The sequence below is a fragment of the Methylotenera mobilis 13 genome (assembly GCF_000384255.1).
GTDB lineage: Bacteria > Pseudomonadota > Gammaproteobacteria > Burkholderiales > Methylophilaceae > Methylotenera > Methylotenera mobilis_B.
Genome location: NZ_KB913035.1, coordinates 1728102 through 1752733 on the forward strand (window position 1 = coordinate 1728102; position 24632 = coordinate 1752733).

Genomic DNA, 24632 nt, shown 5'->3' on the forward strand with positions numbered 1-24632 from the left:
TAACCTTGAAACTTATGAAAATAACCTACGTGCACTATCTGACCCAGGTACGATACCTCGCACCAACATCGTGGCGTAAATTACTTTGAGCTGCTGCCGAATTTTTTCGATTTGCATATCACCTAATGGCCTATTGTTATCATCAACCAGCACCGCATTTAAACCAATTTCCATTTGTCTTGCCACTTGTACCATTTGGTTAAATGCCTCAGTGCAATGCATGACATGTGGGATATCTAGCTGAAAAGTCACGGCTTTTACTACGCTTGTCCGTAACATTTCTGGATTAAATAAATAGTTATCCCGATTAAACATGACAAAAGAAACAGACGGTGAAGCTATCGCCTGTGCTGATTGGTCATCAGTGTTTTGATAATATTTGAATGTGCCGTCTGTATCCAGCACCATTCCTTGCGCCTCGCTTAAGCCTCTTAATTTAGTACCAGTAAAAGCACCGTTATCACCATGAACTAAATGAAAACCCATCGTTTTATCTACATCAATACAAAAGGCATCTAATGCTGAAGCAGCCAATAATGGGTCACCATTACTTTGCCACTCAACATGCCCATCAATATCAAGGCCCAGTGTTTCCACAGCCAATTGAAAGCGATTTAATATGCTACGAGTTACAGCCCCTGCTCTATCCGCTAACTGTAAACTACAGGTGATCTTACTTGTGCTTTGGTGCACTATATCAGGCTGTGCTTCCAAAGCTGTTAGCGAAATCCATTCACTTTCATTGACTAATGCATGCAAATGAATTGGCTTATCGTAATCTTCGAAAAACCCACCAATGCTAGCGGTGATGTTTGAAATGCTAGTTTCGTTTGCCAAGTAAATAACAGCTATTAAATCCATTTGTGATTGCAGCATTGGTGGCAAACTTGATCTCATTACATCATTAGCAATACCTGATTTTGATTGATCCGCAGGTTTCGTTTCTGCAGGCATAGTTTCTAAGGAACTGATATGACGAACATTAACGTTCTCTTCTACATGATTGATAGCATCATTGACAACAGGTGCTGCACTTAATGAACTACTAGCTTGGTTACTTGCTTGATTAAAAGCATCATTAAAGATTGCTTTAATTTCCTCATGCTGCGCTGGTTTTGTGTTCGAATTAACCGCACTCTGAATATTGGCATTTGTAGTATTTAATGCTGTATCAACTTGGTCGCCAAAATCATCAGCAGGCAGTTGCGCGTGCTCATGCTCATGTCTTTCTACTAAAGTTGAATACGTCTCATCAATATCATCTAAAACATCTTCTTCAATTTCAACGTGAATCGTATTAAGCGCCACAAATCGATCGTCACCTCGATCTAGATCAAAATGCTCTTTTAAGCGTGCAGTATCAATAGAAAAGTTATCTTCTTCTAAGTCATTATCAAACTCATTGAGAGCATTCGTCTGCGAATCATTATTTAGTAGCGCGTCATTTTGTGGCTTTGAAAAGCCACTTTCTATTTGCTGGTTAAACTTTCGCTCCTGCCACCAATTAAATAAAAGTACGGCAGCAATGATTAAAGCACCAATAATGATTAATATTATTTGCAAATCGTTCATTTACATTAAACTCTCAACTAAATTACAACAGCTTTTAAGATGCCGTTTCAACCATTTTTACAGCTGCTTCCATGTCTACATCCACTATGCGTGAAACACCTGATTCCTGCATAGTAACACCGATTAATTGCTGCGCCATTTCCATCGTAATTTTATTATGACTCACGTATAAAAACTGTGTCCTTTCCGACATTTTTTTTACCATGGCACAGAATCTCTCAGTATTACTATCATCAAGCGGTGCGTCTACCTCATCCATCAAACAAAAAGGCGCAGGATTTAACCTAAATAGCGCAAACACCAATGCCAATGCTGTCAGCGCTTTTTCGCCCCCTGACAACAAGTGAATCGTGCTATTTCTCTTACCAGGAGGTTGTGCAAACACCTGCATTCCTGTGTCAAGAATTTCGTCCCCTAATAACTCTAATCTCGCCTGCCCACCACCAAACAATGTGGTAAACAATTCATTAAAGTGTTTATTTGCCTCATCATAAGTATGTTGCAGACGACTGCGGGTTTCACGGTCAATTTTAAGAATGGCATCTTCTAATGTTTTACTCGCGTCAGTTAAATCGCGGCACTGGCTATCTATATATTGCTTACGTGTTTGCTCTGATGCTAATTCTTCTATTGCAGCCAAGTTTACAGCACCTAAAACCTCAATATCTGCGACTAACTGGGCTTTGTACTTTTCAAGATCACTCACCTTGACCTCTAGGCTAGCATGTTGTTTTAAATGATTATCCAGTACGGCTTCTTCAATATTTAATGACGTAAGCTCAGTTTGACATTGTTCAAAATAGATACGTGCTTGCTGCTCACTTAAACGGCTAGCCTCTAACTTATCTCTCAGCGGGTGTAACTGCTGCTCTAACTGCATCCTTAAACGCTCTTGTTGTTGTAACACAGCCTCACTTTCAATCATGGCATTGCGGGCATTTACCAATACAAACTCTCGCTGGATTTTAGTGGTTAACGCCATCTCCAAGTTAGCTTTCAACGTCTCCATTTTGGTTGCAGTCAACGTAGCTTCAACGTCCTCAATACGTAGCTTTAACGAAAGCTCATCCTCATGTAATAACTCAATTTTAGCGTTTAATTCATTGATATTATTATTAATTAATTTTACATTGAAACTCTTTTCCTGATGCAATCGTTCAGCTGTTTGTAACTGCGAACGTGCTTCATTTAACAGACTTTCCGCAGCCCGCCTCTTTACTTCCATCGTTTGCTTTTCAGACTGGAGCAATACAAGAGTATCCGAAACCTCAGTTAATAGCGCTTGTTTTTGAGCGCATTCAGATTGAAGATTGTTCAACTTTTCCTCAGCTTGTCCGCAATCAGATTGCAACATTTTTTGTCGCTGTATTGCGTTAGCTTGCTGCTGTTTAAGCTGTTGTAAATTTAGATTTAACTGGTGCGCCTGTTGAGTCACCAGCTTCAATTGCTGTTGCTGTGCATGCTGCATCGTGCGTAATTGCTGCAATTTAGTTTCCAGCATTGTTACTTGGTTGTTTTTTAACGACAACCTCTCCTGAGCTGCTGGCAACTCTGCTTCAAGGTTAGTTAAACGAGATTGTCGTTCAAGTACCCCATGCAATAACGATTGCTCACCAAAGTAAGTCACGCTATGTCGAGTATAGGTATCGCCATATTGATTTACTAAACACTCACCATGATTTAGCATGCGTGCTGCCTGCACTATATCCATATCATTATTGTGATGGATATAGACACCAGTAAGCCAATCTTGTAACACAGCTACATAATTAGGCTCCACATACTCGATTAGCGAGAACATCTCAGTGTAAAGATGTGGTGTTTTGACTTGGGTATCAGCATCGGAAGTAACAGCCAACGTCAATGCTAAAGGCGCTCTATTAAGCAAGCTGGCGTTAATGTTTGAGTAATTACATGAGATGGCATTGAGCTTTGCTCCTAAACAGGCCTCAAATGCAGTCTCCCAGCCAGTCTTAATACGAACAGCCTGCCATAGTCGAAGATTTTCATCTAGCTTATCACTGAGCCCAACGCTGCTAAGCCATACACCCAAGGCAGATGCATTATCTACCTGCCGCATGGACTTTTGTAGCTTTGTCAACGAGCTAATTTCAGCTTCTAGCACATGTAATGCTCGCTGATATTGATGTGCTTCATCTCGATTAGCTTTAATTTCGGCATGCAATGCCTGCTCTTGTTTCACTGCACTGGCATTTTTCTGCTCAAGTTCAGTCATTTCCAATTCTAGAGCGCTCAACTGAGATTGCTTTTCAAGCACTAAACTATCAGCAGGGATTTGCAACGAATCATAACTCTGTTGTAAGCGTGTTAACTGTTCGCGAGTTTCCAAAACTGCGCGAGATAAATGCGTCATATTCGCCTGCTCTAAACGCAAACGTTGCTCTGCATTTAGCCATGCTGACTGACTAGCATTAAAAGCTGAAAGTACCGCCTGATATTCGTGTGATTTGAGCGGCACAGCCTCGTTAGCGGATTTCACAGCACTATCAGTATCAAAAAAATCGGCATCAGCTTTGATTAAATCAGCCTGTGCTAATGCACGTGCCTCTTCTACTAAATGATGCTGATGAGTGTTCTTTTCTAGCTGAGCAAGTAATTGTTGCAGTTGCAGTTGCAACCGATCTCTAGCATCGGTGGTATTTTTGACTTGATTCTCAAGATTAGAAACATCTGCATTTGCTTCATAATATGCAGACTGCGCTATATTCACTGCCTCACTAGACGCACTGTGTTGCCGCCTCAATGTTTCCAATGTGCTTTCACTGCTTCGCAACCCTGCCATTTGTGCCTCGAGCTCATTTACGAGCTTTTCAACCATGCGCTGTGATTTTTCCCATTGCGCGCTTGCATCACGCTTTTTCAATAACCAAATTTGTGCTTTGGTAATATTTAAAGCCTCTTGCATTTGATTATATTGTGCAGCAACAACGGCTTGCGATTGTAAACGTAAAATCTGCGAGTCAAGCTCACGCACAATGTCTTCTACACGCAATAGGTTTTCACGGGTATCTCGGAGTCGCTGCTCGGTTTCTTTACGCCGCTCTTTATACTTACTAACCCCAGCAGCCTCCTCAAGAAAAATACGCATTTCTTCAGGACGAGCTTCAACAATACGGTTGATTGTGTTTTGACCAATAATTGCATAAGCACGACCACCTAAGCCTGTACCTAAGAACAAATCGGCCACGTCTCTGCGGCGCACAACGGTATTATTAATATAGTAAGTAGAACCCTTATCTCGCTCGATTACGCGCTTAACTGAAATTTCCGCATATTGGGACCAAGCCCCAGACGCACCGCCAAGGCTGTTATCAAACACCAGTTCGACACTAGCTCTTGAGATAGGCTTTCGGTTGCCAGAGCCGTTAAAAATAACTGCGTCCATCGCATCTGCACGCATCTCTTTTGCTGAAGATTCACCCAGCACCCAGCGCACAGACTCCATCACATTGGATTTACCGCAACCGTTAGGGCCAACCACGCCAACACGCTGCCCATGAATGTGCAATGTTGTCGGATCAACAAAAGATTTAAAACCAGAGAGTTTTAGGTGAGTTAAACGCAAAATGAACTTTTACTAATTAGGTTTGACTTAGAACGTTATAATAACGTTTTTTAAGCTAAAAGCTCTACTATCTATCATGACCGAACACTCACTAGGTGCAAAACCAACCGCACAACCCTCTAAAACATTAGAGACATTTGAAAACCCGAACACGAAACGTGATTTTCATATTCATATGGAAATTCCAGAGTTTACTTGTTTATGTCCAAAAACTGGCCAGCCAGATTTTGCTATTATTTATTTAGATTACATTCCTGATCAACTTTGTGTAGAACTTAAAAGCCTAAAACTTTACATGTGGTCATTCCGCGATGAAGGATGTTTCCATGAAGCTGTCACCAATAGCATTCTTGATGATTTAGTTGAAGCTACCCAACCTAAATTCATGAGAGTAACCGCCAAGTTCTATGTAAGAGGCGGAGTATTTACCAATGTGATCGCTGAACACCGTAAACAAGGCTGGCAGCCTCAACCTCGCGTGGAGTTAACGCAATTTGAAAGCCAATCTAACATTCGAGGTTAATAGCAAAAATTAAGATGCACATCGTCAATCTGGCACATGTATTAATTTTTTGAGATTTTAAGCAAATTAGGATGAAAGTGATTGACAATGCCCGCGCCCATCTTTAATATTGCGCCTCGCTAACACTGCAACGCTTTGAAAGCAAAAGTACGTAGGTTTTGGGGGTATAGCTCAGCTGGGAGAGCGCTTGCATGGCATGCAAGAGGTCAGCGGTTCGATCCCGCTTACCTCCACCAAAATGTGAAAAATCACTTCGATTTATTAGCAAATTGTAGTAAAATGCGGCACTTGTAGTAAAGCGGTAAATTCTTAGGTCCCCATCGTCTAGAGGCCTAGGACACCTCCCTTTCACGGAGGCGACCGGGGTTCGAATCCCCGTGGGGACGCCAATATAGATAGTTTTATTATATCTTAGTGGCAAAAATAAAAATTGCGTGTTAGAAATTTTGCGCACTGTTTTAAATAGTAATATTTCTTAGGTCCCCATCGTCTAGAGGCCTAGGACACCTCCCTTTCACGGAGGCGACCGGGGTTCGAATCCCCGTGGGGACGCCAATATATATAAAGGCTTACAGTAGTATTAAAGTAGGCCTTTTGTGTTTTTAGCGCTTGACAATAAGCTGGTTTTCTACCTTTTTAACTTCTGATATTAGCATTGCAACATCAGTGGCTTTTTGGCTACTTTCCAACGAGTCTGCAATCCCTGTAAGCGTTACTACTCCATCCGTTGTGCTTACATTGATATCTAGACTTTTAATTGTAGATTCAGCAATAAAAGCGGCTTTTATCTTAGCTGTTATCGTAGCATCCTCTACCTCCACCACAGCCTGATCACTAGACTCTCCCATTTTTTCACTCGCCTGGTCTATCTTCTTTTCAGCTTTTTCAACAGCTATATCTATTTCTTTTCCTGCATTTTCTGCTGTATTTGGGTTGTCGCAAGCTGTTAGGCCAGCTAAACAAGCAATCATAAATGCTGATAATTTAATTGATGTTACTTTCATACGTGACTCCTTTGTAAAACATAATGAATGGTGACTACTTCAAGTTAAATTCACATCTTGATAGTTATTAAAGATTGTTTATTACTTTTATAATATGCTATTCCTATCGTCATAAGCTCTTTTAGCAGTTCAAGCTACTACTCTTTAAGCCACTCTAAGATAAATACTAAGTGCATAGTCAATTAGCTACGTAACAAATGTTGGTTTAACCAATTTCATTAGTAACACATAAGATTAAAATGGTGTGTGCGGTATCGCACAGATTGCCTTTACAAACATCTGCGAATATAGAACTCACCTAAAGCATCAAAATTTTAATCAAAACAAACAGGGGTGTGAATATGATTGAGGTGAATCGACTAGTCCTCATCAATACAGCCTATTAATAATGAAAATCACTCTATGCTAAGAGCACGAATGTCTCAAAATAGAGCGAAGAGTTTAAGTACTTAAAACTAAGCAAAATAGTGCGGTGTCATTTTAATAAATAATAAGCTAGGTTAGTTCAACTAATTAGGTCATGATAGGTAACATCTTACCCACCAACATCACATCATTTCGCCGTGAGTTTTAACAACAGCATGCTTTTGTCGATTATAGTAAAGCTTAACTACACGCTAAAACATCAGTCATGAATCATGTATGGCCAACTATAGGCTCGGTCGACTAATCTTGACTAGCTTACCCTTCCTCAATCATCAATAAATTAATACCGTCATCTTAGGCTAGAAATTCAGTTCATAAATGCTGGTCTTACTCTAACACCCTAACAATGGGCACTCCATGGTGTGGAGAAAACGCTGGCTCAGTAAACGCATCAAAGGAAGCGAGATTCGATGATGACCTCACTTGTCACTACTAGCACTAGAAGTTAATTGATAAGACATACTTTTTAAGGATAAATATGTATTGGATATCTGTATTAATGATTGTCAGCTTTTTCCTTGGTGCTCAAAGCTCTTTCGCAGCCGAGTCAGCTACACAGAACACGCGATTGAGAGACAAGTATACGGAGTTATCAAAACAGCTGAATAACAATCAATTTAAACGCCCTCTCCATATGAGCTCTATGGAGTCATCAGATAACTTGAAAGGTGAAATCTTTGCTGTGGTCAGTTATCCATTTGCTACAGTCAACAAAGCACTTACCAACCCTGAGAATTGGTGCGATTTGCTAATACTCCACATTAATGTCAAATATTGTCATGCTGCCAACAAACAAGAAAAGACAGTACTGAGTGTATATATCGGTAAAAAAGATGAACAGCCATTAGCTGACGCGCATCAAGTGGAGTTTAACTATCAAGAGATTAACTCCACACCTAATCACTTTGCCATAGAGCTTAATGCTGAAAAGGGCCCTTTAAGCACAAGTGATTACCGCATCTTAGTAGAAGCCATACCAATCAAAGGTGGACTCACTTTTTTGCATTTCACCTATGCGTATAAGTTTGGTTTAAGAGGTAACTTAGCCATGCAAGGTTATTTGGCAACCATTGGCAGGAATAAAATTGGATTCACCATCATAGGTAAGTCAGCAGACGGGAAGCCTGAGTATATTAAGGGCGTACGTGGTGTCATTGAACGTAATACTATGCGCTACTACCTAGCGATTGATGCTTACCTGGCGGAGTTAAACACACCAGAGCAAGACATTTTGGAGCAACGTTTACTACGCTGGTATAACTCAACTGACCAGTATGCGATCCAACTACAAGAAGTGGAAAAAGAAGACTATCTGGTAATGAAACATAAGGAGTATAAACGTCAGCAGGTAGCTCAATAAGGGAAAAAAAACTTGCTAGAAATTGAAGTCTGTCAAAATAATCGGCTATTACTGGCAAGGTGGAAGTGCAATACTAAACGCATAAGGTCATCAACATGATGACCTTATGCGTTAATAAAAGATACTAATCACCGATATATGGTTTAGTCAAATTAGCTAAGCACACATTTAAGGACAGGCAGTTTAGTTAGGCTAAATCTGTCAGTGAACGTTAAAAAAATGGTTTCAAATGAGTTGCGACTTATCTTTCAATGCGTAAGATAAAAAATCTTTAAATCGCCCCCCATTGACATATCACACTGACCAACTTAACGAAACAAGATAAATTTTAGAATGCGATACATAGCTCAAGCTTAATTGGCTGAAGCTATCGCCCGTGCAGCACACTACGGCAATGGCTGATGCAATCAAAGCAAGAAATTTCTCACTTAATTGAGTCTAGGCATGATGCATAGGATATCAACTTTCATCAACTCTTCTTATCTGTAGCTACAATGTTGCTACTCAGCATCGCCATTGCAGCAATACTGATGTCAGCAACAAGTATTGATTCCAACCCACCCATCTGATTTAGAATAGGTAACGATACCGTCAAACAAAAATCCTCAGTCGCTGTTGATAGGTAAATGTTAGAGATATACGGTTGTAACGCTTTATGCGCTTCGTTGTAATAAGCTTGAAGGCTACGATCAACCCCTGCCCCACCTGCTTTAATCTTGCCGTACATGTTTGGATTAATCCAATTTGGATATCTCTGCATCCCGTTGGAATTAAGCTCAAATACCACCTCAAAGAACGGATAATCAGTGAAACAACCATCCATGCAGTGTGAATCTTCCGAGCGACGATATTTAAGTAAAGATTGCAACGCTTCTAGCGCACGTGCCTGCCAATCGGAATGTACCTCATGTTCTGGCACCACAAGTCTAGGCGTAATATCTTCAACAACAATGATGCTACCTATGTTGGACTTACCAATTTTTTTCAGGTAAGCCGCACGCTCTGCAGCAGCTACACTATTGGACAGCACACCTTGACTACCATTGACGATGGCGATTGAGATGCTGGCAACTGGATGCTCACTACCATCCTCAGTAGTAAAAAAACCACGCTCTAGGTCTGATGTGTCATATAAATGGCTGGCGAGGTCTTGGAAATGGTAGATTACATCCAGCAACTTGTCTTCAAGTTTTGTGTTGATATGATCTAGAATCAACACAAAGTCATCACCACCAATATGACCGACCAACGTCCCTGTAGCGCCAAGAAATTCCTGCCGAACAATTTCTGACAATAGGCGAATCATGGCATCGCCACGTATAAACCCATATCTGTCGTTGTAGGCCTTAAAGTGATCAAGATCAATATAGACTAATACCGTATTGGGATTATTGCGTATGCTGACATCAAGTGATTGCCGTAATGTTGGTCCCGTGGTGAGCTGACTAAGTGGGTGTAGACTGCCAGTGCTCATCTTACGACTGATCAACTGTGCCATAATTTCTAGCGGCTGTAGAATGCCGATGTAGACGCCATCATCGCCCACCATAATCCAGGGCTCGGCATCTCCACGCTCTAGATAGAGTCCTCGTGCTAATAATGATGAAGGAGTGCGACTGGTAATCAATTTTGGCAATGCATCACAATAAGCACCTAATGAACTGCTACGCTGAGTAAATACCTTTCCTCTCTTGAGCAAACCGATAGGCCGCAAATTATCCAACACCACAGCAATTTCAGTATCAGGGTTATCCCGGAAAATTTCTCTCGCCTTTTCAATGGAAGTATTCACCTCTATCGTTAACCCGCGCATCACAAACTCTCCAATCCGGAACTCATCTGGAATATGAGAGCGATGAGCTTCATCCTGCTTAGGTAAAGCCGCTACTGACTGGGTAGGCTTACTTTCTGGTTTTGCAAAATAGTATCCCTGCGCATAAGCAAGCCCAAGATCCAGGCAGAAGTTAATGTCTTCCACGCGTTCTAAGCCTTCTGCCACAACAGTGCAGCCTAGTCTTTGCGCCATTGAGATAATAGCCTCCAACAATACAGTACGCACACGACTGCCTTGTGCTTCATGAACAATCGCTCTATCAATTTTAATATAGTCCGCACGAACAGCAGCCAGTGTACGCAAGCCATTAAAGCCTGACCCCATATCGTCAAGTGCAATACGAAGGCCATGAGCACGAATCTCATCACAACACTCTGATAAAAGCTCTGGGGATACTTTTTCACTTTCAACAATTTCAATCACAATTTCACGCTGCTCAATGCCATATTTGCTCAGTGCTTCCATCATTAAGGTCAGCCAGCGCTTTTTCATAATGGTTTGTGGCAGCACATTAATGAAGATAGGCGTACCTGGTGCAATTAAATTTGCTTTACCAACCAATGCGCTTTGTTGGCAAGCAATATCCAATTCTTCGCTACATTTAAGCTGGCTCGCCAACTTAAATGACTCCTCACCATTCAACAACTCTCCAGAGGGATCCTTGATGCGACACAGGGCCTCATAGGCAAAAATTTTTCCGTTCTGGGTAAAATCAACAATAGGCTGAAAATAAATCTGCACATGCAAACTAATATCATCTAGCAACCATGAATGCAGACGCCTAGTATAAAAAATATTAAATGGGACAATGCCTGCAATCGTCTCTGCTGGATCCGTTGGATTAGCATCTTTTGCGATCATCACGTAGGAGTTTTCAAGGACCTGTTCTGGTAGCTTGTCCGCAAGCTGATTGAGGATATCTGTTAATGATTTCTCATCATCAAAGTCAAAAATAAACACTGACTTTTCTGAATGGTGTATATGAGGTAGATCAATATCGGCAAAATCAAAAGTCTGATTTGAGGTATTCAAATATAATTTCATATGCTGGTTTTTCTTTTCTATGATCAAATAGTCTAAGAATGACCAAGCAATAACTACGCCAACACTAGCAACATAAAAGTCAAAAAAAATTATTCATCTAAGTGAATGGATTATTTAAATAATCCATTCAAAATCGGCAAGACATTTTTTTAATATCTCACCGAATTAATGCATTAACGCACCATTAAATGATGTGGTTAAGACTTTCAGGGCCAAATACTTCTCTGTGAATATTGTTTGGATTTACACCAAGCGCTAACAACGCATCTCGCTGATCATCCATAAATGTTTGTGGTCCACAGATGTAATAGAAACCATCTTTAAACTCATTTGAAATATAATCAGTCAAATCCATACGCCCTTCTCGTTCATCTATATTTTCTTTTTTCGACTCATTCAAAAAGAAAACGGCTTTTAGATGATTCAACACACATTTAGCCTGCTGGACCTCGTCTATATGCGCAATGCTAGCTCTGTTTCTAGCAGCATGTGCAAACAACACTTTACGAGTAGGATTATTAGCAGAAATTTCTTTGATGATTGAAATCATTGGCGTGATACCAACACCAGCTGAGATTAACCCGATGGGTTGCTCATTTAAGATATCAGGAGTGAAGTTTCCACATGGATAACTAACGTCAATCACACTCCCCACTCTCACATGATGATGCAGCCAGTTTGATACGTTACCACGTGGCTTATACTCATCGCCCTTTTCACGTTTTACTGTAATTCTGTATGTATGATGTTGATTAGCGTCAGACAAGCTATATTGCCTAATCTGCCTTAAATTCAAGTCATCTAGATGCACAGCCACACTGATGTATTGTCCAGGTTTGAATTTTGGTAAGGGTGACTGATCGTTCGCTTGTAATGTATAGGTCACCACATCATCTGATTGATGCGTTTTTTCTGATACTTTCAATTTTAGCCACTCATCTGGAAGTTGATTATTATCTTGATATAATCTATTTTCGGCATCAATGAGTGCCTCAGCCAAAAGACCATATGCCTCTTCCCAAGCTGCGAGTAACTCAGGCGTTGCTGCGTCACCCAACACACCTTTAATCGCACCAATTAAGTGATTACCAACAATTGGGTAATGCGCAGGTTTAATACCAACAGAAACATGCTTATGTACGATGCGCTCTATTACCGGTGCAAGTGCTGCGCTATTTTCAATATTTGCAGCATAAGCAAACACTGCTGCGGCTAAAGATTGCTGTTGCGACCCATTTGCCTGATTACCCATATTAAATAGATTTTTTAGTTCCGGATGTGATTCAAACATGTTTTTATAAAACATGGTGGTGATGGCTAAGCCATGCTGCCTTAAGACTGGAACACTTGCATCTATATATGGTTTTGCTTGCACTGATAACATCCCATCTCCTTTAACTTGCATTTTAAATGCAACATTTATGTTCAAAAAAAACACTCGCGTGAGTGTTTGGTAAAACTGATTTACAAATTTAATTAACTATTGATCTCAATACACTTAAACACTATCCCACATAGCGCTGATGTAACTTAATAACCGCTTGTTGAGTTTTATGATCAACAATACTTTGCAAGCTGTACTTATTCATCTCTTCATAAAAGCTATTTAAGCCATGATCTAGTATTTCCTTTAAATTACATTGTCCACTCAAAACGCAAAGCGGCTCAGCGCAATTAATAAGCGAGGTTTTATTCTCAAGCTCACGTAACACATTTCCTAACTTTAATTCGGATGGCAATACCCCAAGTTTCAAACCACCTGCTCTCCCACGCGTTGCAATTACCCAATTTAATTTATTTAATCTAGACACTACTTTAATCAGATGATTTCTAGGGACATCAAACTGTTTTGCAATTTCATTGATCGTCACAGTAGATGGATTAACCTCTTGCGTGAGATACATCAGCACTCTTAAACCTAGATCAGTGAATTTTGTAATTTGCATAATAGTGATAGATTTTATATATGTTGCATATAATATGCAACATATAATTCATTGATGAATATATAAAATTAAATGATGTATGAATCATCTACCACTAGGATAAGATGAACCAAGTGGGTTATCACTTAAAAATTGATTGTATTGTGATGCATATTCAAACACAGTCACTTTAAAAATTATAATTTCTAGATATTGATATGCATCAATTTATATTCTAAGTAACTTCAATAAGATGAGTAGCTAGAAGTCTTAATTCATCAATTTATCCCGTTCATCGATCTTTTGTTTGGATGTTGTAAATTAAAAGGGGAAGAGGAAGCCATGAAAAAGATTCAATTATTCATATTAGGCGTAGCATTATGTTTAGCCAATATAACAAATGCAGCGCAAATCGTAAAAAAATCAGACAATAAAGTCATCGGTAGTGAGGTTGCGACACTGACTGATGCCCCTGAAGTGCCACCACGCATCACAAGAAAGCACGCCACAAAAGTAATTGTTAACTTAGAGGTTAAAGAGCTAGAAGGCAAGTTGGCTGATGGCGTGAGTTACACGTTTTGGACCTTTGGCGGCAAAGTTCCAGGCAAATTTATCCGCATCCGCGAGGGCGATGAGGTTGAGTTCCATCTCAATAACCACCCGGATAACAAAATGCCACACAATATTGATCTGCATGCGGTCACAGGCCCTGGCGGCGGCGCAGCAGCTTCATTGACGGCACCAGGCCATAGCTCGGTATTTTCTTTTAAAGCTCTCAATTCAGGCCTATATGTTTACCATTGTGCAACAGCACCAGTAGCCATGCACGTAGCCAACGGCATGTACGGTCTAATTTTAGTAGAGCCTAAAGAAGGTATGTCTAAAGTTGACCATGAGTTCTATGTGATGCAGGGCGATTTTTACACTCAGGGTAAAAACGGTGAGCAAGGTTTACAAGCTTTCAGCATGACCAAAGCAATCGACGAGAAGCCAGATTATGTAGTTTTCAATGGCTCGGCAGGCTCATTGACCGGTGATAATGCGCTGAAAGCTAAGAAAGGCGACACCGTCAGATTATATGTTGGCGTTGGAGGCCCTAATCTGACTTCATCATTCCACGTCATTGGCGAAATTTTTGATAAAGTTAATCACGAAGGCAGTACTACCAATCCTGACAAAAACGTACAAACCACTATGATTCCTGCTGGTGGCGCGGCTTATATGGAGTTTAAAGTCAATGTACCTGGCACATACATTATGGTGGACCACTCACTAACTAGGGCATTCAACAAAGGTGCGCTAGGTATGCTTAAAGTATCTGGTGATGAGGACAAAACGCTATACTCTGGGAAGATGACAGATGAAGTATATCTACCAGAAGGCACTAGCATGAGAAACACAGTTGCCACACAGTCACAGGCACCTACTGCTAAAACCAAAGCGGACCGTATCAAACTGGGTGAAGGCATTTATAACACGAACTGTGCGGCCTGCCACCAAACCACTGGTGTAGGCGTACCGCAGGCATTTCCTCCTTTAGCTAAAGCTGATTATCTTAAAGGTGCAAAACCAGCCGCAATCAAGGCTGTTACCGGTGGTCTGCAAGGTAAGCTGATTGTCAATGGCAGTGAATACAATGGTGTGATGCCTTCATGGAGCTTAAGTGATGAAGAAGTCGCTAATGTGCTAACTTATATCTACAACAGTTGGGATAATGACGGTGATGAAGTAACCCCTGATGATGTAAAAACACACCGCATCACCCCAGTAAAACATGAAGAGTAATCAACTAACTTTCATATCAATACTGGTACTGTCTAACTGCTTATTCTTGGCAGCGTCAGTATCAGCAGAGGATATGGTGCGGGTTGACGATATGGTACTAGTGCCAAAAGGCGGCTTCACGCCGTTTTTTTTGAAGAAAGATGATACAAATAATAGCTCAGTACTAGCGACATCTCCAGCAACATCTGTAGATGCGTTCTGGCTAGATGCAACTCCGGTCACATACCGCAAGTTTTTGGCGTTTGTAAACAAACATCCAGAATGGCATCAATCGAATATCAAGAAGATATTCACTGATTCACACTATCTAGAACATTGGAAAAATGCGCAAGGTTCAGCCGACTCCGCAGACCTTGATAAACCGGTAGTCAATGTGTCGTGGTTTGCGGCGGTGGCTTATTGTGAAGCGCAGGATAAACGTCTGCCTTCAACCGATGAATGGGAATACACGCTGACCGATAATGACCGCGATACAGACAATCTGCAAAAACAGATTATGGCCTGGTACTCGGTGCCTAATAAAGCATTACCTGTCGTCGGATCTAAACCAGCGAATGGCTTTGGCATCTTAGACATGGCCGGGCTCATATGGGAATGGACTGAAGACTTTAACAGTTACATGGCGCCACCTGACTCAAGAAACTCTGGGGACAAAACTCTGTTTTGCGGAAGTGGCAGTCTAAATGCCAGTAACCTTGGCGACTATGCGGCATTTATGAGGTATTCATACCGTGAAAGTTTAAGAGGTAATTTTACGGGTAAAAATTTAGGGTTCCGCTGTGCAAAGGATACAAAATGAAAAACCATGTAATGAAAAAGCCTTTAAAAATTAATCTACTGCTTTCTCTCTTGTTCACATACACATTACCAGCTATCGCTGAAAATCATGAACATGAGCATCACCATCAAAACAAGCAAGACAGCGTAATTTTCGCCCCAAGTTCGGATTCAGTATTCAATATCACAGACCAGTGGGTTTCAGCGGATGTCAAACCCTTTCAACTTAGTCATCTAAGCGGCAAGCCCACTGTCGTCGCAATGGTTTACACTTCTTGCCAATATGTTTGCCCGCTCACCGTGCAAAACATTAAACGCATAGAGCGTGCGCTGCCCGCTAATCAGGTAGACAAAGTTAACTTTGCTATATTTTCATTTGATTCAGAACGGGATACCCCCGCAAAACTTGCTGAGTTTGCCAAGAAACATTCAATCACATCGTCGTCTTGGGTGTTAGCACAAGGTCATGCGAGCGCAGTTAGAAAGCTGGCTGTCACATTGGGAATCAAATACAAAAAAGTAAAGTCTGGCGATTATGAGCACGATGCCACAATTTCAATTTTAGATAGTCACGGTATTATCAAATATCAGAGTGATGCCATGAATAAAAATATAGACGGTGCAACTGGTGCGCTAAAGACACTTTTACATTAAAGACCATGTCACTTATTTTCAATCAACTAAATACAAAAGAACAAGTTATTTATCAGGCACTACAGTCTGTGATTGATCCAGAAATCGGTGAAAATCTAATAGATCTTGGTTTGATTTACGATATTAACGTCAATAACAGCATCGCTAAGGTAGCGTTCACCATGACCTCTCATGCTTGCCCTATGTCAGAAATTGTCATGGAAAGCATTCATGATGCAGTGAACAACACACTGGATAAAGACACTGCACTGGAGTTAGACCTCGTCTGGGAACCAGCATGGGATCCATCTATGATGTGCGAACAAGCAAAAAATAGACTGGGATGGGATGAATAGAATGGGATTCTATTCATCCCTGTAACAGTAATCGCAATCCTCTGGCTGAAACGCTTATTATGATTAAAAATAACTTGGCTATAAGCTACCGCATCCCAATGTTAGTAGCAGGGCTTATCAGCCTGATATTTGGGATGTATCTAGGTCTGACGCTACTTGGCTTAAATCTTCCATTTCAGTTAGAAACACAGACTCATCTTCATGGGCCGCTGATGGTATGTGGCTTTCTAGGCACTATCATCTGTCTAGAGCGTGCCGTTGCCATTGGTGAGCGATGGGCATATATTGCTCCACTAGCATCAGCGACAGGAGCACTGTTGTTAATTGCAGGGCTAGATGCATCCATAGGCGCTACATTCACCACAATCGCCAGCCTCATACTATGCTCTGCCTCACTTAAGATATATTTCGTGCAACGTGAGTTATTCACCTTTGCATTAATAGTTGCGGCCATTTGCTGGCTAATCGGCTGTATTCTTTGGGTATTAGGATTTAATCTGCCACAGGTCACACCCTGGTGGATGGGATTTCTGATTATTACCATCGTAGGCGAGCGGTTGGAGCTATCCAGATTCATACGCCCTATTCATCGTAGCAAAGTTCTTTTTATATTGGCGTTAATCATGTTTTTAGCAGGTGCTGGTGTTGCATCGCTTAACAACTGGCCAGACGTTCGTCTACTTTCGGCTTCATTGATCGTCATGACAGTATGGCTGATGAGAAACGACATCGTACGATACACCATAAAACAGACGGGTTTAACACGCTATATTGCCATCGCGTTGATTTGCGGTTATGGCTGGCTATTACTAGCCGGCTTCATTGGCCTGTGTTTACCTCAACTTAAGCCAGGGGCAAGTTATGACGCATTTACACATGCAATTTTTCTTGGGTTTGTCTTCTCAATGATATTTGGTCATGCTCCGATAATTTTTCCAGCTATCACCAAAGTAAAAATCCCTTATCACCCCAGCTTATATCTGTCGCTTATTTTGTTGCAAATATCCCTTATGCTGAGATTAAGTGGTGATTTCTTAACCATATTCACCCTACGTAAAGCTGGTGGCGTCATGCATGCCGTGACTATTATTATTTTTATATCAATTCTTGTAATGAGTGTTGTACGTGATAAAAAATAAATCGATGTAACTCATCGCAATTTCATTGCATAATCAAGCTCTCGAATTTTATGAGATATTAAAATGAATAAAAACCTCATCTCACAAACACTTTCAAACTTCTTTATGTTCAAAGAGCTAGCCTCTGAACAAATTGAGACAATCGCCTTACACTCGCAGCTTATCCAATTTCCTAAAGGAACCTCCGTATTCAATCGGGGTGATGCAGCTGTTGGTCTTTATATTTTACTAGATGGTCAACTAAAACTAGGCGTCACCTCGCCACAGGGTAGTGAAAAAATCATCAGCATTGTCACGCCAGGAGAAAGTTTTGGCGAAGCTATTTTGTTCTTGGAGCGGCAGTTTCCTGTGTACGCGCAAGCCACATTAGATTCTGATGTATTACTTGTTCCTAAGAGCCTGATATTTTCTATGTTGGACAATGATCCCCTATTTTCACGCAAGATGCTGGCCGGCTTATCGATTAGAATGCATCAGCTGGTGCAAGATATAGAAATGCTGTCATTGCAGTCATGCACTCAGCGCTTTATCGGCTATCTATTACAAATCAGTGCAGATGCGCCCGATGCCAGCAACATTACACTACCTGCAAGCAAAAGCACCATCGCATCATTGTTGAACCTAACACCAGAAACACTTTCACGCACATTAGCAAAACTTCAGCAACTAGGTTTAATTGCAGTGAACGGTAAAGATGTGATGATTACCGATGTTAAAAAGCTACATAGCTACGAGCTAAGCATTTAGCGCGTCATTTGCGCATATAGTAGCGGCAGTTCTTTAGGTAAGTCTTCAGGATTACGGATCACCACATAGCCGCCGGCGCCGAATAAATGCGGCAGGTAATCACTGGCTTCGGTATCAATTGTCACACAGAATGGCCGCAGCCCCAGTTTTTTAGCCTCCAGTAATGCCACGCGCGTATCTTCGATACCGTAGCGTCCTTCGTACTGGTCAAGGTCATTCGGCTTGCCGTCTGTCAGTATCAATAACAAGCGCTGGCGCTTTTTCTGCTGCACCAATAAACTTGACGCCTGCCGGATAGCAGCGCCCATCCGTGTGTAATAGCCGGGCTTGATTGCTGTAATGCGACCACGCACTAAACCGCTATATTTTTCTTCAAAACCTTTAATGTAATGAAAACGCACATTGCTGCGCTTGAGCGATGAAAAGCCATACAGGGCAAAACTATCGCCGGTTGCAGTCAGCGCTTCTGAAAACAATAACAGGCTATCGCGAATCACATCAATGATACGGGTGTGGTTTGAAACATAAGCATCGGTAGACAGCGACAGATCCGCCAATAGCAGACACGCCAGATCGCGCTCCTGATTGACCTGTGCGCGATAGAGCCCATGCTCCGAAGTTGGCATCGTACTGTTTCTTTCAGAAACCAGCTGCACCCATGCATCCATATCCAGCTCATCACCATCCTGCTGGCCTTTGAGCCAATGCCGTGTTGGCGTGAGTGCCTGAAACTGGCGTCGCAGCTGGTTAGCAGTATTTTTTAAGGATTGCGGCAGCTCGCACGGTTTTGCATCCGCCGCAATCAACTGCTGCAAACTACAATAGTCCGGTTGCATCACCTGTTTTTTCCAGTTCCATTCCGGCAATAAAACACCTTCACCCAGCGGGGTATCATCAGCAGCACCGGACGGCAGGTCAAGATCAAACCTGACATTGGCAGCACTAGTTTTACCATCACTCGCAATCGTAAGATTATCCATATCTTCAGCCGCCAGCTGCGCAGTTTCCGCATCGTCTTCCTCATCCTGCGGACGGTTCACTTTCACGAACTCAGACCATGAAAACAGGCTCTCGGCACGAAACATCATGAGAAAGCCGTTTTTATCTTCTTTCACATCAGTGCGTTGTGCCAGATGTTTACGCCGACTTTTTTTAGTGGCGGCCCTACCAGCTTGCTCAGGAGAACCAGCACCTGTGGCACCAGATACCGCAGCGCTCACAGGTGGGTGCGGATGCGGCCACAGCGGAACTGGCTGGAATGGTCGCGCTGCCAGCGTCATGGCATCCACGGTACCGGGGTGTTGCAAGGCCTGACGGATTGTATTTTCTTGCGCACCTTCATCTGCCGGCAGTTTTTCCGGCGGAATACGCAGCGCTATGACAGCCTCTACCAACCTGTCATAGCGGCTCTGCAAGCCGGGGAAGCGCTCAAGCGTGGCTAAGGTGGCTAACTGGTTTCTGATAATCCATGGCTGACTATTATCTGACGCTACTGCGGCTAAAGCCACCAGCCAAAAATACAGATCGCGGTTCAGTGCCTGCTCTGCAAACAGGTCTATCTGTGACGGCAGGCGCAACACTTCGCCATCACGCCATGACAGCTCTACTTTTTCACCACTACCTGCCACGCGCTGCAGCAAACGCCGGCGCGCACCATGACGTACTGCCGGCGCTGCCGAAATACCCAGCCCCGGGTCACCGCCTAATGCTCTGAAAAATATCGCCGCGGATTTGGCAATATCATCCAGCTTAACGGCAACTGCGGCATGACGCTTCTCTGCCGCACCGGTAATCAGCCGATCCCACAGCTCTCCGACGTATTCTTCCATTAGCGTCCGAAGGTGGCGCTGACCACCTCATTCAAAGCAACGGCTGTTTCTGCATCATCAGTCAGGGTTTCCACCAACGCCGCACGGCAAGCGCGTACCGGATCATAACCATCTTTAATCAAGGTAGCCGCATAGACCAGCAGACGGGTACTGGCGACCTCTTCCAAATCATGGTCACGCAAGGCACGGAATGCGCCGGCGATAGAAACCAGACGCTTGGCTGTCATCGTATCAATGCCGGTTTCACCGATCAGCACTGCTTCCTCCTGCGCAGCAGTCGGGAAATCAAACGTCAGTGACACAAAACGCTGCCGCGTAGAAGGTTTCATACCTTTTAAAAAGTTCTGATAGCCCGGGTTGTAAGAAACTACCAGCATGAAAGACGGCGGCGCCTGCAGCAACTCACCGGTACGGTCAATCGGCAGCATGCGCCTGTCATCTGCCAGCGGGTGCAGCACTACGGTGGTATCTTTACGTGCTTCAACCACTTCATCCAGATAGCAAATGCCGCCTTCACGCACTGCACGTGTCAGCGGGCCATCGTTCCAGATGGTTTCGCCGTCGCCAATCAGATGGCGCCCAACCAAGTCCGCTGCAGTCAAGTCATCATGGCAGGCCACGGTATGCAACGGCAAGTTCAAACGTGCTGCCATATGTGACACAAAACGCGTTTTTCCGCAGCCGGTAGGACCTTTTATCAGCAGTGGCAGGCGATTTTTCCAAGCGCGCTCGAACAATTCGCACTCATCACCGCTAGGTTCATAAAACGGGGTATTACTTGTTTTTGTATCCATATAAATACTTTCAATTCAGCCTGCAAACAGGCGATGCTAGTTCAGGTAAGCAATGGCAATCATGCCGCCAACAATCACAAAATAACCGAGAATAATGCCGCGCCATAACCAGCTGACGTGGCGCAAGCCCATAAAATAATTAGCAATGAGCTGCCCTTTAATCAGGGAAATCAACAGCACACTCAGCATCACGGTTTTTCCGGCGGTCACCTCCTCGCCGATTAAAAATGTACCAATGGTGAGTATCACTAGCGCCAGCCAGATGATTGTAGCAAAACGGTTTAATTGTTTATTCATCGTTAGCGAATAATATAAATGAGAGGGAACAGGATAATCCACAGCAGGTCTACCATGTGCCAGAAGGAGGCACCAGTCTCGACACCAAAATGCTCTTTTGCACTGTAGTCGCCGTTTTTTAATTTGTACACGATACAGGCCAGAATAATCATGCCCATCAGCACATGCATGAGGTGGAAAAAAGTGAGTGTCAGGTAGAACATGTAAAAATCATTGGTCTCGAGTGTAATGCCGGCTGAGAATTTCTCGTTGAATTCCCATAACTTTACCGCTACGAACATGCCACCTAGAAAAATCGTACCGAGTAGCCAATGTGCAGATTGCCTCGAATTGCCGGATTTGATCGCAGACACTGCACGCACCACAAAATAACTGCTGGTAATCAAAATAATCGTATTGAGCGTGCCCATGGCACGGCTCAAGGTCAGTTGTGATTCATTAAACACTTCAATCTGGTTGGATCGTGCAAAGGCGTACACGATAAACATCACGCCAAACACTAGCATCTCTGCCAGAATAAATATCCAGATGGCAAAGTCACCTGGTAGATCTTCTGTTTCATTCACCAACATTGTCTTTGTATTCATTAAATTACCTAAAATGCCAGCTTCATCACAAGATTCATCAATTGAAACAAAAGAAGGAGGCAAGCCTCCTTCTTTTGCTTTGCATGCACTATTACAAGAAATTAACTCGCTTTAGTTTCGCCTTTTATAAAGAAGCTAGTGATGTAAACAATCAAACCAATCAAAAACACCACGCCAGAAACCTCGCGCATCCAGTAGAAGATTGCAACAGAATCTTGAGTCGCCATAAAGCTCATTGGCGTGGTTGAGATACGTTGTAACCAAGTTTGTAGTACACCGGCCGCGGTCAGGAACAATGTAATAAATACCATTGCTACTGTCATCAGCCAGAATGACCACATCTCAACCACTTGCGCTTTATTACTATTGGCAGCACGCCCACGCAGTATAGGCATTGCGTATGAAATAATCGTCAGCACCACCATAGCATAAGCACCATAGAACGCCATATGTCCGTGCGCTGCAGTTAGTTGCGTACCATGTGTGTAGTAGTTAACCGGTGCTAATGTATGCATAAAGCCCCATACCCCAGCGCCTAAGAATGCCATCACGCCAGTGCCTAATGCCCACAATGTCGCAGCCTTGTTAGGATGCTCACGGCGGCGTTTATTCACCATATTGAAAGCAAAGATAGTCAACATAAAGAACGGTATGGGCTCCAGTGCAGAGAATACACTACCCCAGACTTGCCAGTAAGCGGGCGCACCTATCCAGTAGTAATGGTGACCAGTACCGATAATGCCGGTAATTAATGTCATGGTAATAATAACGTACAACCATTTTTCAACGACTTCACGGTCAACACCAGTTACTTTAATCAAAACAAAAGCAAGGATTGCACCTAAAATCAACTCCCAAACACCCTCAACCCATAGATGCACTACCCACCACCAGTAATACTTATCTTTAACCAGATTGTGCGGGTTATAGAACGAGAACAGGAAAAACACAGCCAAACCTACAAGACCAAGCACCAACACTAAACTAATGGCTGTTTTACGGCCTTTCAACATGGTCATGACTACGTTGAAAATAAATGACAGCACGACAACAACGATACCAACCTTAGTTGGTAAAGGCTGTTCTAAGAACTCACGCCCCATGGTTGCTAGCAAATCATTACCGGTGAACTTTGCTAGGGACGCATATGGTACCAATAGGTAGCCAAGCACAGTTGCAACACCTGCGGCCAGGAAAACCCAGAACGTGATGATGGCCAGCTTGGGGCTGAACAGTTCAGTCTCGGATTCTTCCGGTATCAGATAATACGTTGCGCCCATGAAGCCAAACAGTAGCCACACGATCAACAAATTGGTATGCACCATACGTGCTACATTAAATGGAATTTCAGGGAATAAGAAATCCCCCATGACATACTGCAAGCCCATAATCAGGCCAAATATAATCTGGCCAACAAACAGTGCAATTGCGGCGATAAAGTAAGGCTTCGCCACAGCCTGAGATTGATATTGCATAATAACTCCTGGTAATTGTGACGGTTAACCTTCGATGTTAGGCGGCCAGTTGTTGGTGTTAATCTCTGAAGTGTATTTCAAGAACTCCACCAGATCATTCAACTCTTGCTCGGTAAAATTGAATTGCGGCATTTGTCTTCTGCCAGGTACTCCAGTAGGCTGCGACTTAATCCATGCTTTAATAAAATCTGGGCCGCGGCGTTTATATACATTACCTAACTCCGGTGCGAAATAAGCCCCCTCACCCAGCAAAGTATGGCAACCGATACAGTTATTGGTCTCCCACAGCTTTTTGCCATGAATCACCGAAGCTGTTAGGTTTTGACTATTATCTCGTTTAGGCAGCTTCTGATTGGTATCAAAAGTCAGCGCAAGAAAAAGCAGGAAAAAGAACAGTGACCCGCCGAAGAATATATTACGCGCCATGGATTTAGTAAATCTCGTAGCCATTGCGACCTCCCCATTAATGTTAACGACCTGCAGAATGTACAGTATCGTAGATACCATCTCCTTGACGTGGGTCAATTTTAAAAATTGACCCAGTCATAAAACCATGTTCAATCATGCATTAATCAAACTACTGGCTAGTGTTGTTCAATGGTAACGTTGACTATTGATTTATAAGTAGTTTGAACATAGAGGTTTAAGAGTTTCATGTAGAACCATAACAATAAAAAGCAAAAAACTCATTCAGCAATGCATAAATGCATATATGTTGACTATTGAATCAATTATTCAAATGGGACAAAGTTTAAACATGATATTACTTGCTGAGGGAGTAGAAACTAGCGCAAAGCAAGATGCCACCATGATTCAGTCAGGTTGTACGCGTTTTCAAGGATATTTATTGAGCAAGCCAAAACCAATCGATGAAAAAGATGACTAACGGCAGAAGATTAACTAATTTTTTTTAAATGCACATCAAGAAATATCTATTCA

At 42.5% G+C, this 24632-nt stretch carries 21 protein-coding genes and 3 tRNA genes; 12 read left to right on the forward strand and 12 right to left on the reverse strand.

Annotated features, from left to right (window positions below; all coding sequences use genetic code 11):
- Window positions 1-12 precede the first annotated feature (12 nt).
- Both A391_RS0108230 and smc read right to left on the reverse strand, forming a co-directional pair.
- A complete protein-coding gene (locus A391_RS0108230; protein ID WP_019898651.1) occupies window positions 13-1572 on the reverse strand; it encodes a cell division protein ZipA C-terminal FtsZ-binding domain-containing protein in 1560 nt (519 codons plus the stop codon).
- A 34-nt stretch (window positions 1573-1606) separates the two neighbouring features.
- Window positions 1607-5158 (reverse strand): chromosome segregation protein SMC, encoded by a 3552-nt coding sequence (smc, locus tag A391_RS0108235; protein ID WP_019898654.1) that lies wholly within the window; start codon window positions 5156-5158, stop codon window positions 1607-1609.
- Window positions 5159-5234: 76 nt separating this feature from the next.
- Between smc and queF the strand changes: the two genes are divergently transcribed.
- The 4 genes from queF to A391_RS0108255 all read left to right on the forward strand — a co-directional run bounded on the left by queF (window position 5235) and on the right by A391_RS0108255 (window position 6236).
- The gene (gene queF / locus A391_RS0108240) at window positions 5235-5681 is read left to right on the forward strand and encodes a preQ(1) synthase (protein ID WP_019898656.1); all 447 of its coding nucleotides are present in this window, start codon (window positions 5235-5237) and stop codon (window positions 5679-5681) included.
- Window positions 5682-5841: 160 nt separating this feature from the next.
- Window positions 5842-5917: transfer RNA gene (locus A391_RS0108245), tRNA-Ala, on the forward strand.
- Between the two features lie 77 nt (window positions 5918-5994).
- Window positions 5995-6070 (forward strand) — tRNA-Glu (locus A391_RS0108250).
- 90 nt (window positions 6071-6160) lie between these two features.
- Window positions 6161-6236: transfer RNA gene (locus tag A391_RS0108255), tRNA-Glu, on the forward strand.
- A 47-nt stretch (window positions 6237-6283) separates the two neighbouring features.
- Here A391_RS0108255 and A391_RS0108260 read toward each other — a convergent pair.
- Window positions 6284-6685 (reverse strand): BON domain-containing protein, encoded by a 402-nt coding sequence (locus tag A391_RS0108260; protein WP_019898658.1) that lies wholly within the window; start codon window positions 6683-6685, stop codon window positions 6284-6286.
- A 904-nt stretch (window positions 6686-7589) separates the two neighbouring features.
- Between A391_RS0108260 and A391_RS0108265 the strand changes: the two genes are divergently transcribed.
- Window positions 7590-8471 (forward strand): hypothetical protein, encoded by an 882-nt coding sequence (locus A391_RS0108265; protein ID WP_019898660.1) that lies wholly within the window; start codon window positions 7590-7592, stop codon window positions 8469-8471.
- Between the two features lie 469 nt (window positions 8472-8940).
- Here A391_RS0108265 and A391_RS0108270 read toward each other — a convergent pair whose 3' ends face one another.
- From A391_RS0108270 to A391_RS0108280, 3 genes are all read right to left on the reverse strand, one after another.
- Window positions 8941-11349 carry an EAL domain-containing protein gene (locus tag A391_RS0108270; RefSeq protein ID WP_019898661.1) on the reverse strand — a complete coding sequence of 803 codons (2409 nt, stop codon included), beginning with the start codon at window positions 11347-11349 and terminating at the stop codon, window positions 8941-8943.
- A gap of 184 nt (window positions 11350-11533) precedes the next feature.
- Window positions 11534-12733: an NO-inducible flavohemoprotein gene (gene hmpA / locus A391_RS0108275; RefSeq protein ID WP_019898662.1), complete on the reverse strand. Its 1200-nt coding sequence runs from the start codon at window positions 12731-12733 to the stop codon at window positions 11534-11536.
- Window positions 12734-12854: 121 nt separating this feature from the next.
- On the reverse strand, window positions 12855-13295 hold the full coding sequence (locus tag A391_RS0108280) for an Rrf2 family transcriptional regulator (RefSeq protein WP_019898663.1): 441 nt from the start codon (window positions 13293-13295) through the stop codon (window positions 12855-12857).
- A 321-nt stretch (window positions 13296-13616) separates the two neighbouring features.
- Here A391_RS0108280 and nirK point away from each other — a divergent pair, with 321 nt between their 5' ends.
- From nirK to A391_RS0108310, 6 genes are all read left to right on the forward strand, one after another.
- Window positions 13617-15059, forward strand: coding sequence for a copper-containing nitrite reductase (gene nirK / locus A391_RS0108285; RefSeq protein ID WP_019898664.1), 1443 nt, complete (start codon window positions 13617-13619; stop codon window positions 15057-15059).
- Between the two features lie 46 nt (window positions 15060-15105).
- Window positions 15106-15858 (forward strand): formylglycine-generating enzyme family protein, encoded by a 753-nt coding sequence (locus A391_RS0108290; RefSeq protein WP_232416164.1) that lies wholly within the window; start codon window positions 15106-15108, stop codon window positions 15856-15858.
- Complete coding sequence (locus A391_RS0108295; protein WP_019898666.1) at window positions 15855-16490, forward strand: SCO family protein; 636 nt, start codon at window positions 15855-15857, stop codon at window positions 16488-16490. The genes A391_RS0108290 and A391_RS0108295 overlap by 4 nt, the downstream gene beginning before the upstream one ends.
- Before the next feature lie 5 nt (window positions 16491-16495).
- A complete protein-coding gene (locus A391_RS0108300; protein ID WP_019898667.1) occupies window positions 16496-16825 on the forward strand; it encodes a metal-sulfur cluster assembly factor in 330 nt (109 codons plus the stop codon).
- A gap of 59 nt (window positions 16826-16884) precedes the next feature.
- Complete coding sequence (locus tag A391_RS0108305) at window positions 16885-17964, forward strand: hypothetical protein (protein ID WP_019898668.1); 1080 nt, start codon at window positions 16885-16887, stop codon at window positions 17962-17964.
- Window positions 17965-18027: 63 nt separating this feature from the next.
- Window positions 18028-18711, forward strand: a complete 684-nt coding sequence (locus A391_RS0108310; RefSeq protein WP_019898670.1) for a Crp/Fnr family transcriptional regulator — start codon at window positions 18028-18030, stop codon at window positions 18709-18711.
- On the opposite strand, the gene A391_RS0108315 is transcribed toward A391_RS0108310, so the two are convergent.
- From A391_RS0108315 to A391_RS0108340, 6 genes are read right to left on the reverse strand one after another with little or no spacing between them, the layout of a single operon-like run.
- The gene (locus A391_RS0108315; RefSeq protein ID WP_019898671.1) at window positions 18708-20540 is read right to left on the reverse strand and encodes a nitric oxide reductase activation protein NorD; all 1833 of its coding nucleotides are present in this window, start codon (window positions 20538-20540) and stop codon (window positions 18708-18710) included. The two genes, A391_RS0108310 and A391_RS0108315, sit on opposite strands and share 4 nt — an antisense overlap.
- A complete protein-coding gene (locus A391_RS0108320; RefSeq protein ID WP_019898673.1) occupies window positions 20540-21334 on the reverse strand; it encodes a CbbQ/NirQ/NorQ/GpvN family protein in 795 nt (264 codons plus the stop codon). The genes A391_RS0108315 and A391_RS0108320 overlap by 1 nt, the downstream gene beginning before the upstream one ends.
- Before the next feature lie 36 nt (window positions 21335-21370).
- The gene (locus A391_RS0108325; protein WP_019898674.1) at window positions 21371-21631 is read right to left on the reverse strand and encodes a cytochrome C oxidase subunit IV family protein; all 261 of its coding nucleotides are present in this window, start codon (window positions 21629-21631) and stop codon (window positions 21371-21373) included.
- Window positions 21632-21633: 2 nt separating this feature from the next.
- Window positions 21634-22281 (reverse strand): cytochrome c oxidase subunit 3 family protein, encoded by a 648-nt coding sequence (locus A391_RS0108330; protein ID WP_019898676.1) that lies wholly within the window; start codon window positions 22279-22281, stop codon window positions 21634-21636.
- 38 nt (window positions 22282-22319) lie between these two features.
- The gene (locus tag A391_RS0108335; protein ID WP_019898678.1) at window positions 22320-23693 is read right to left on the reverse strand and encodes a cbb3-type cytochrome c oxidase subunit I; all 1374 of its coding nucleotides are present in this window, start codon (window positions 23691-23693) and stop codon (window positions 22320-22322) included.
- Window positions 23694-23717: 24 nt separating this feature from the next.
- Window positions 23718-24143: a c-type cytochrome gene (locus A391_RS0108340; protein WP_029144080.1), complete on the reverse strand. Its 426-nt coding sequence runs from the start codon at window positions 24141-24143 to the stop codon at window positions 23718-23720.
- A 262-nt stretch (window positions 24144-24405) separates the two neighbouring features.
- On the opposite strand from A391_RS0108340, the gene A391_RS14330 reads away from it, so the two are divergent.
- Window positions 24406-24579, forward strand: coding sequence for an EAL domain-containing protein (locus A391_RS14330; RefSeq protein WP_019898681.1), 174 nt, complete (start codon window positions 24406-24408; stop codon window positions 24577-24579).
- The last annotated feature ends 53 nt before the right edge of the window (window positions 24580-24632 follow it).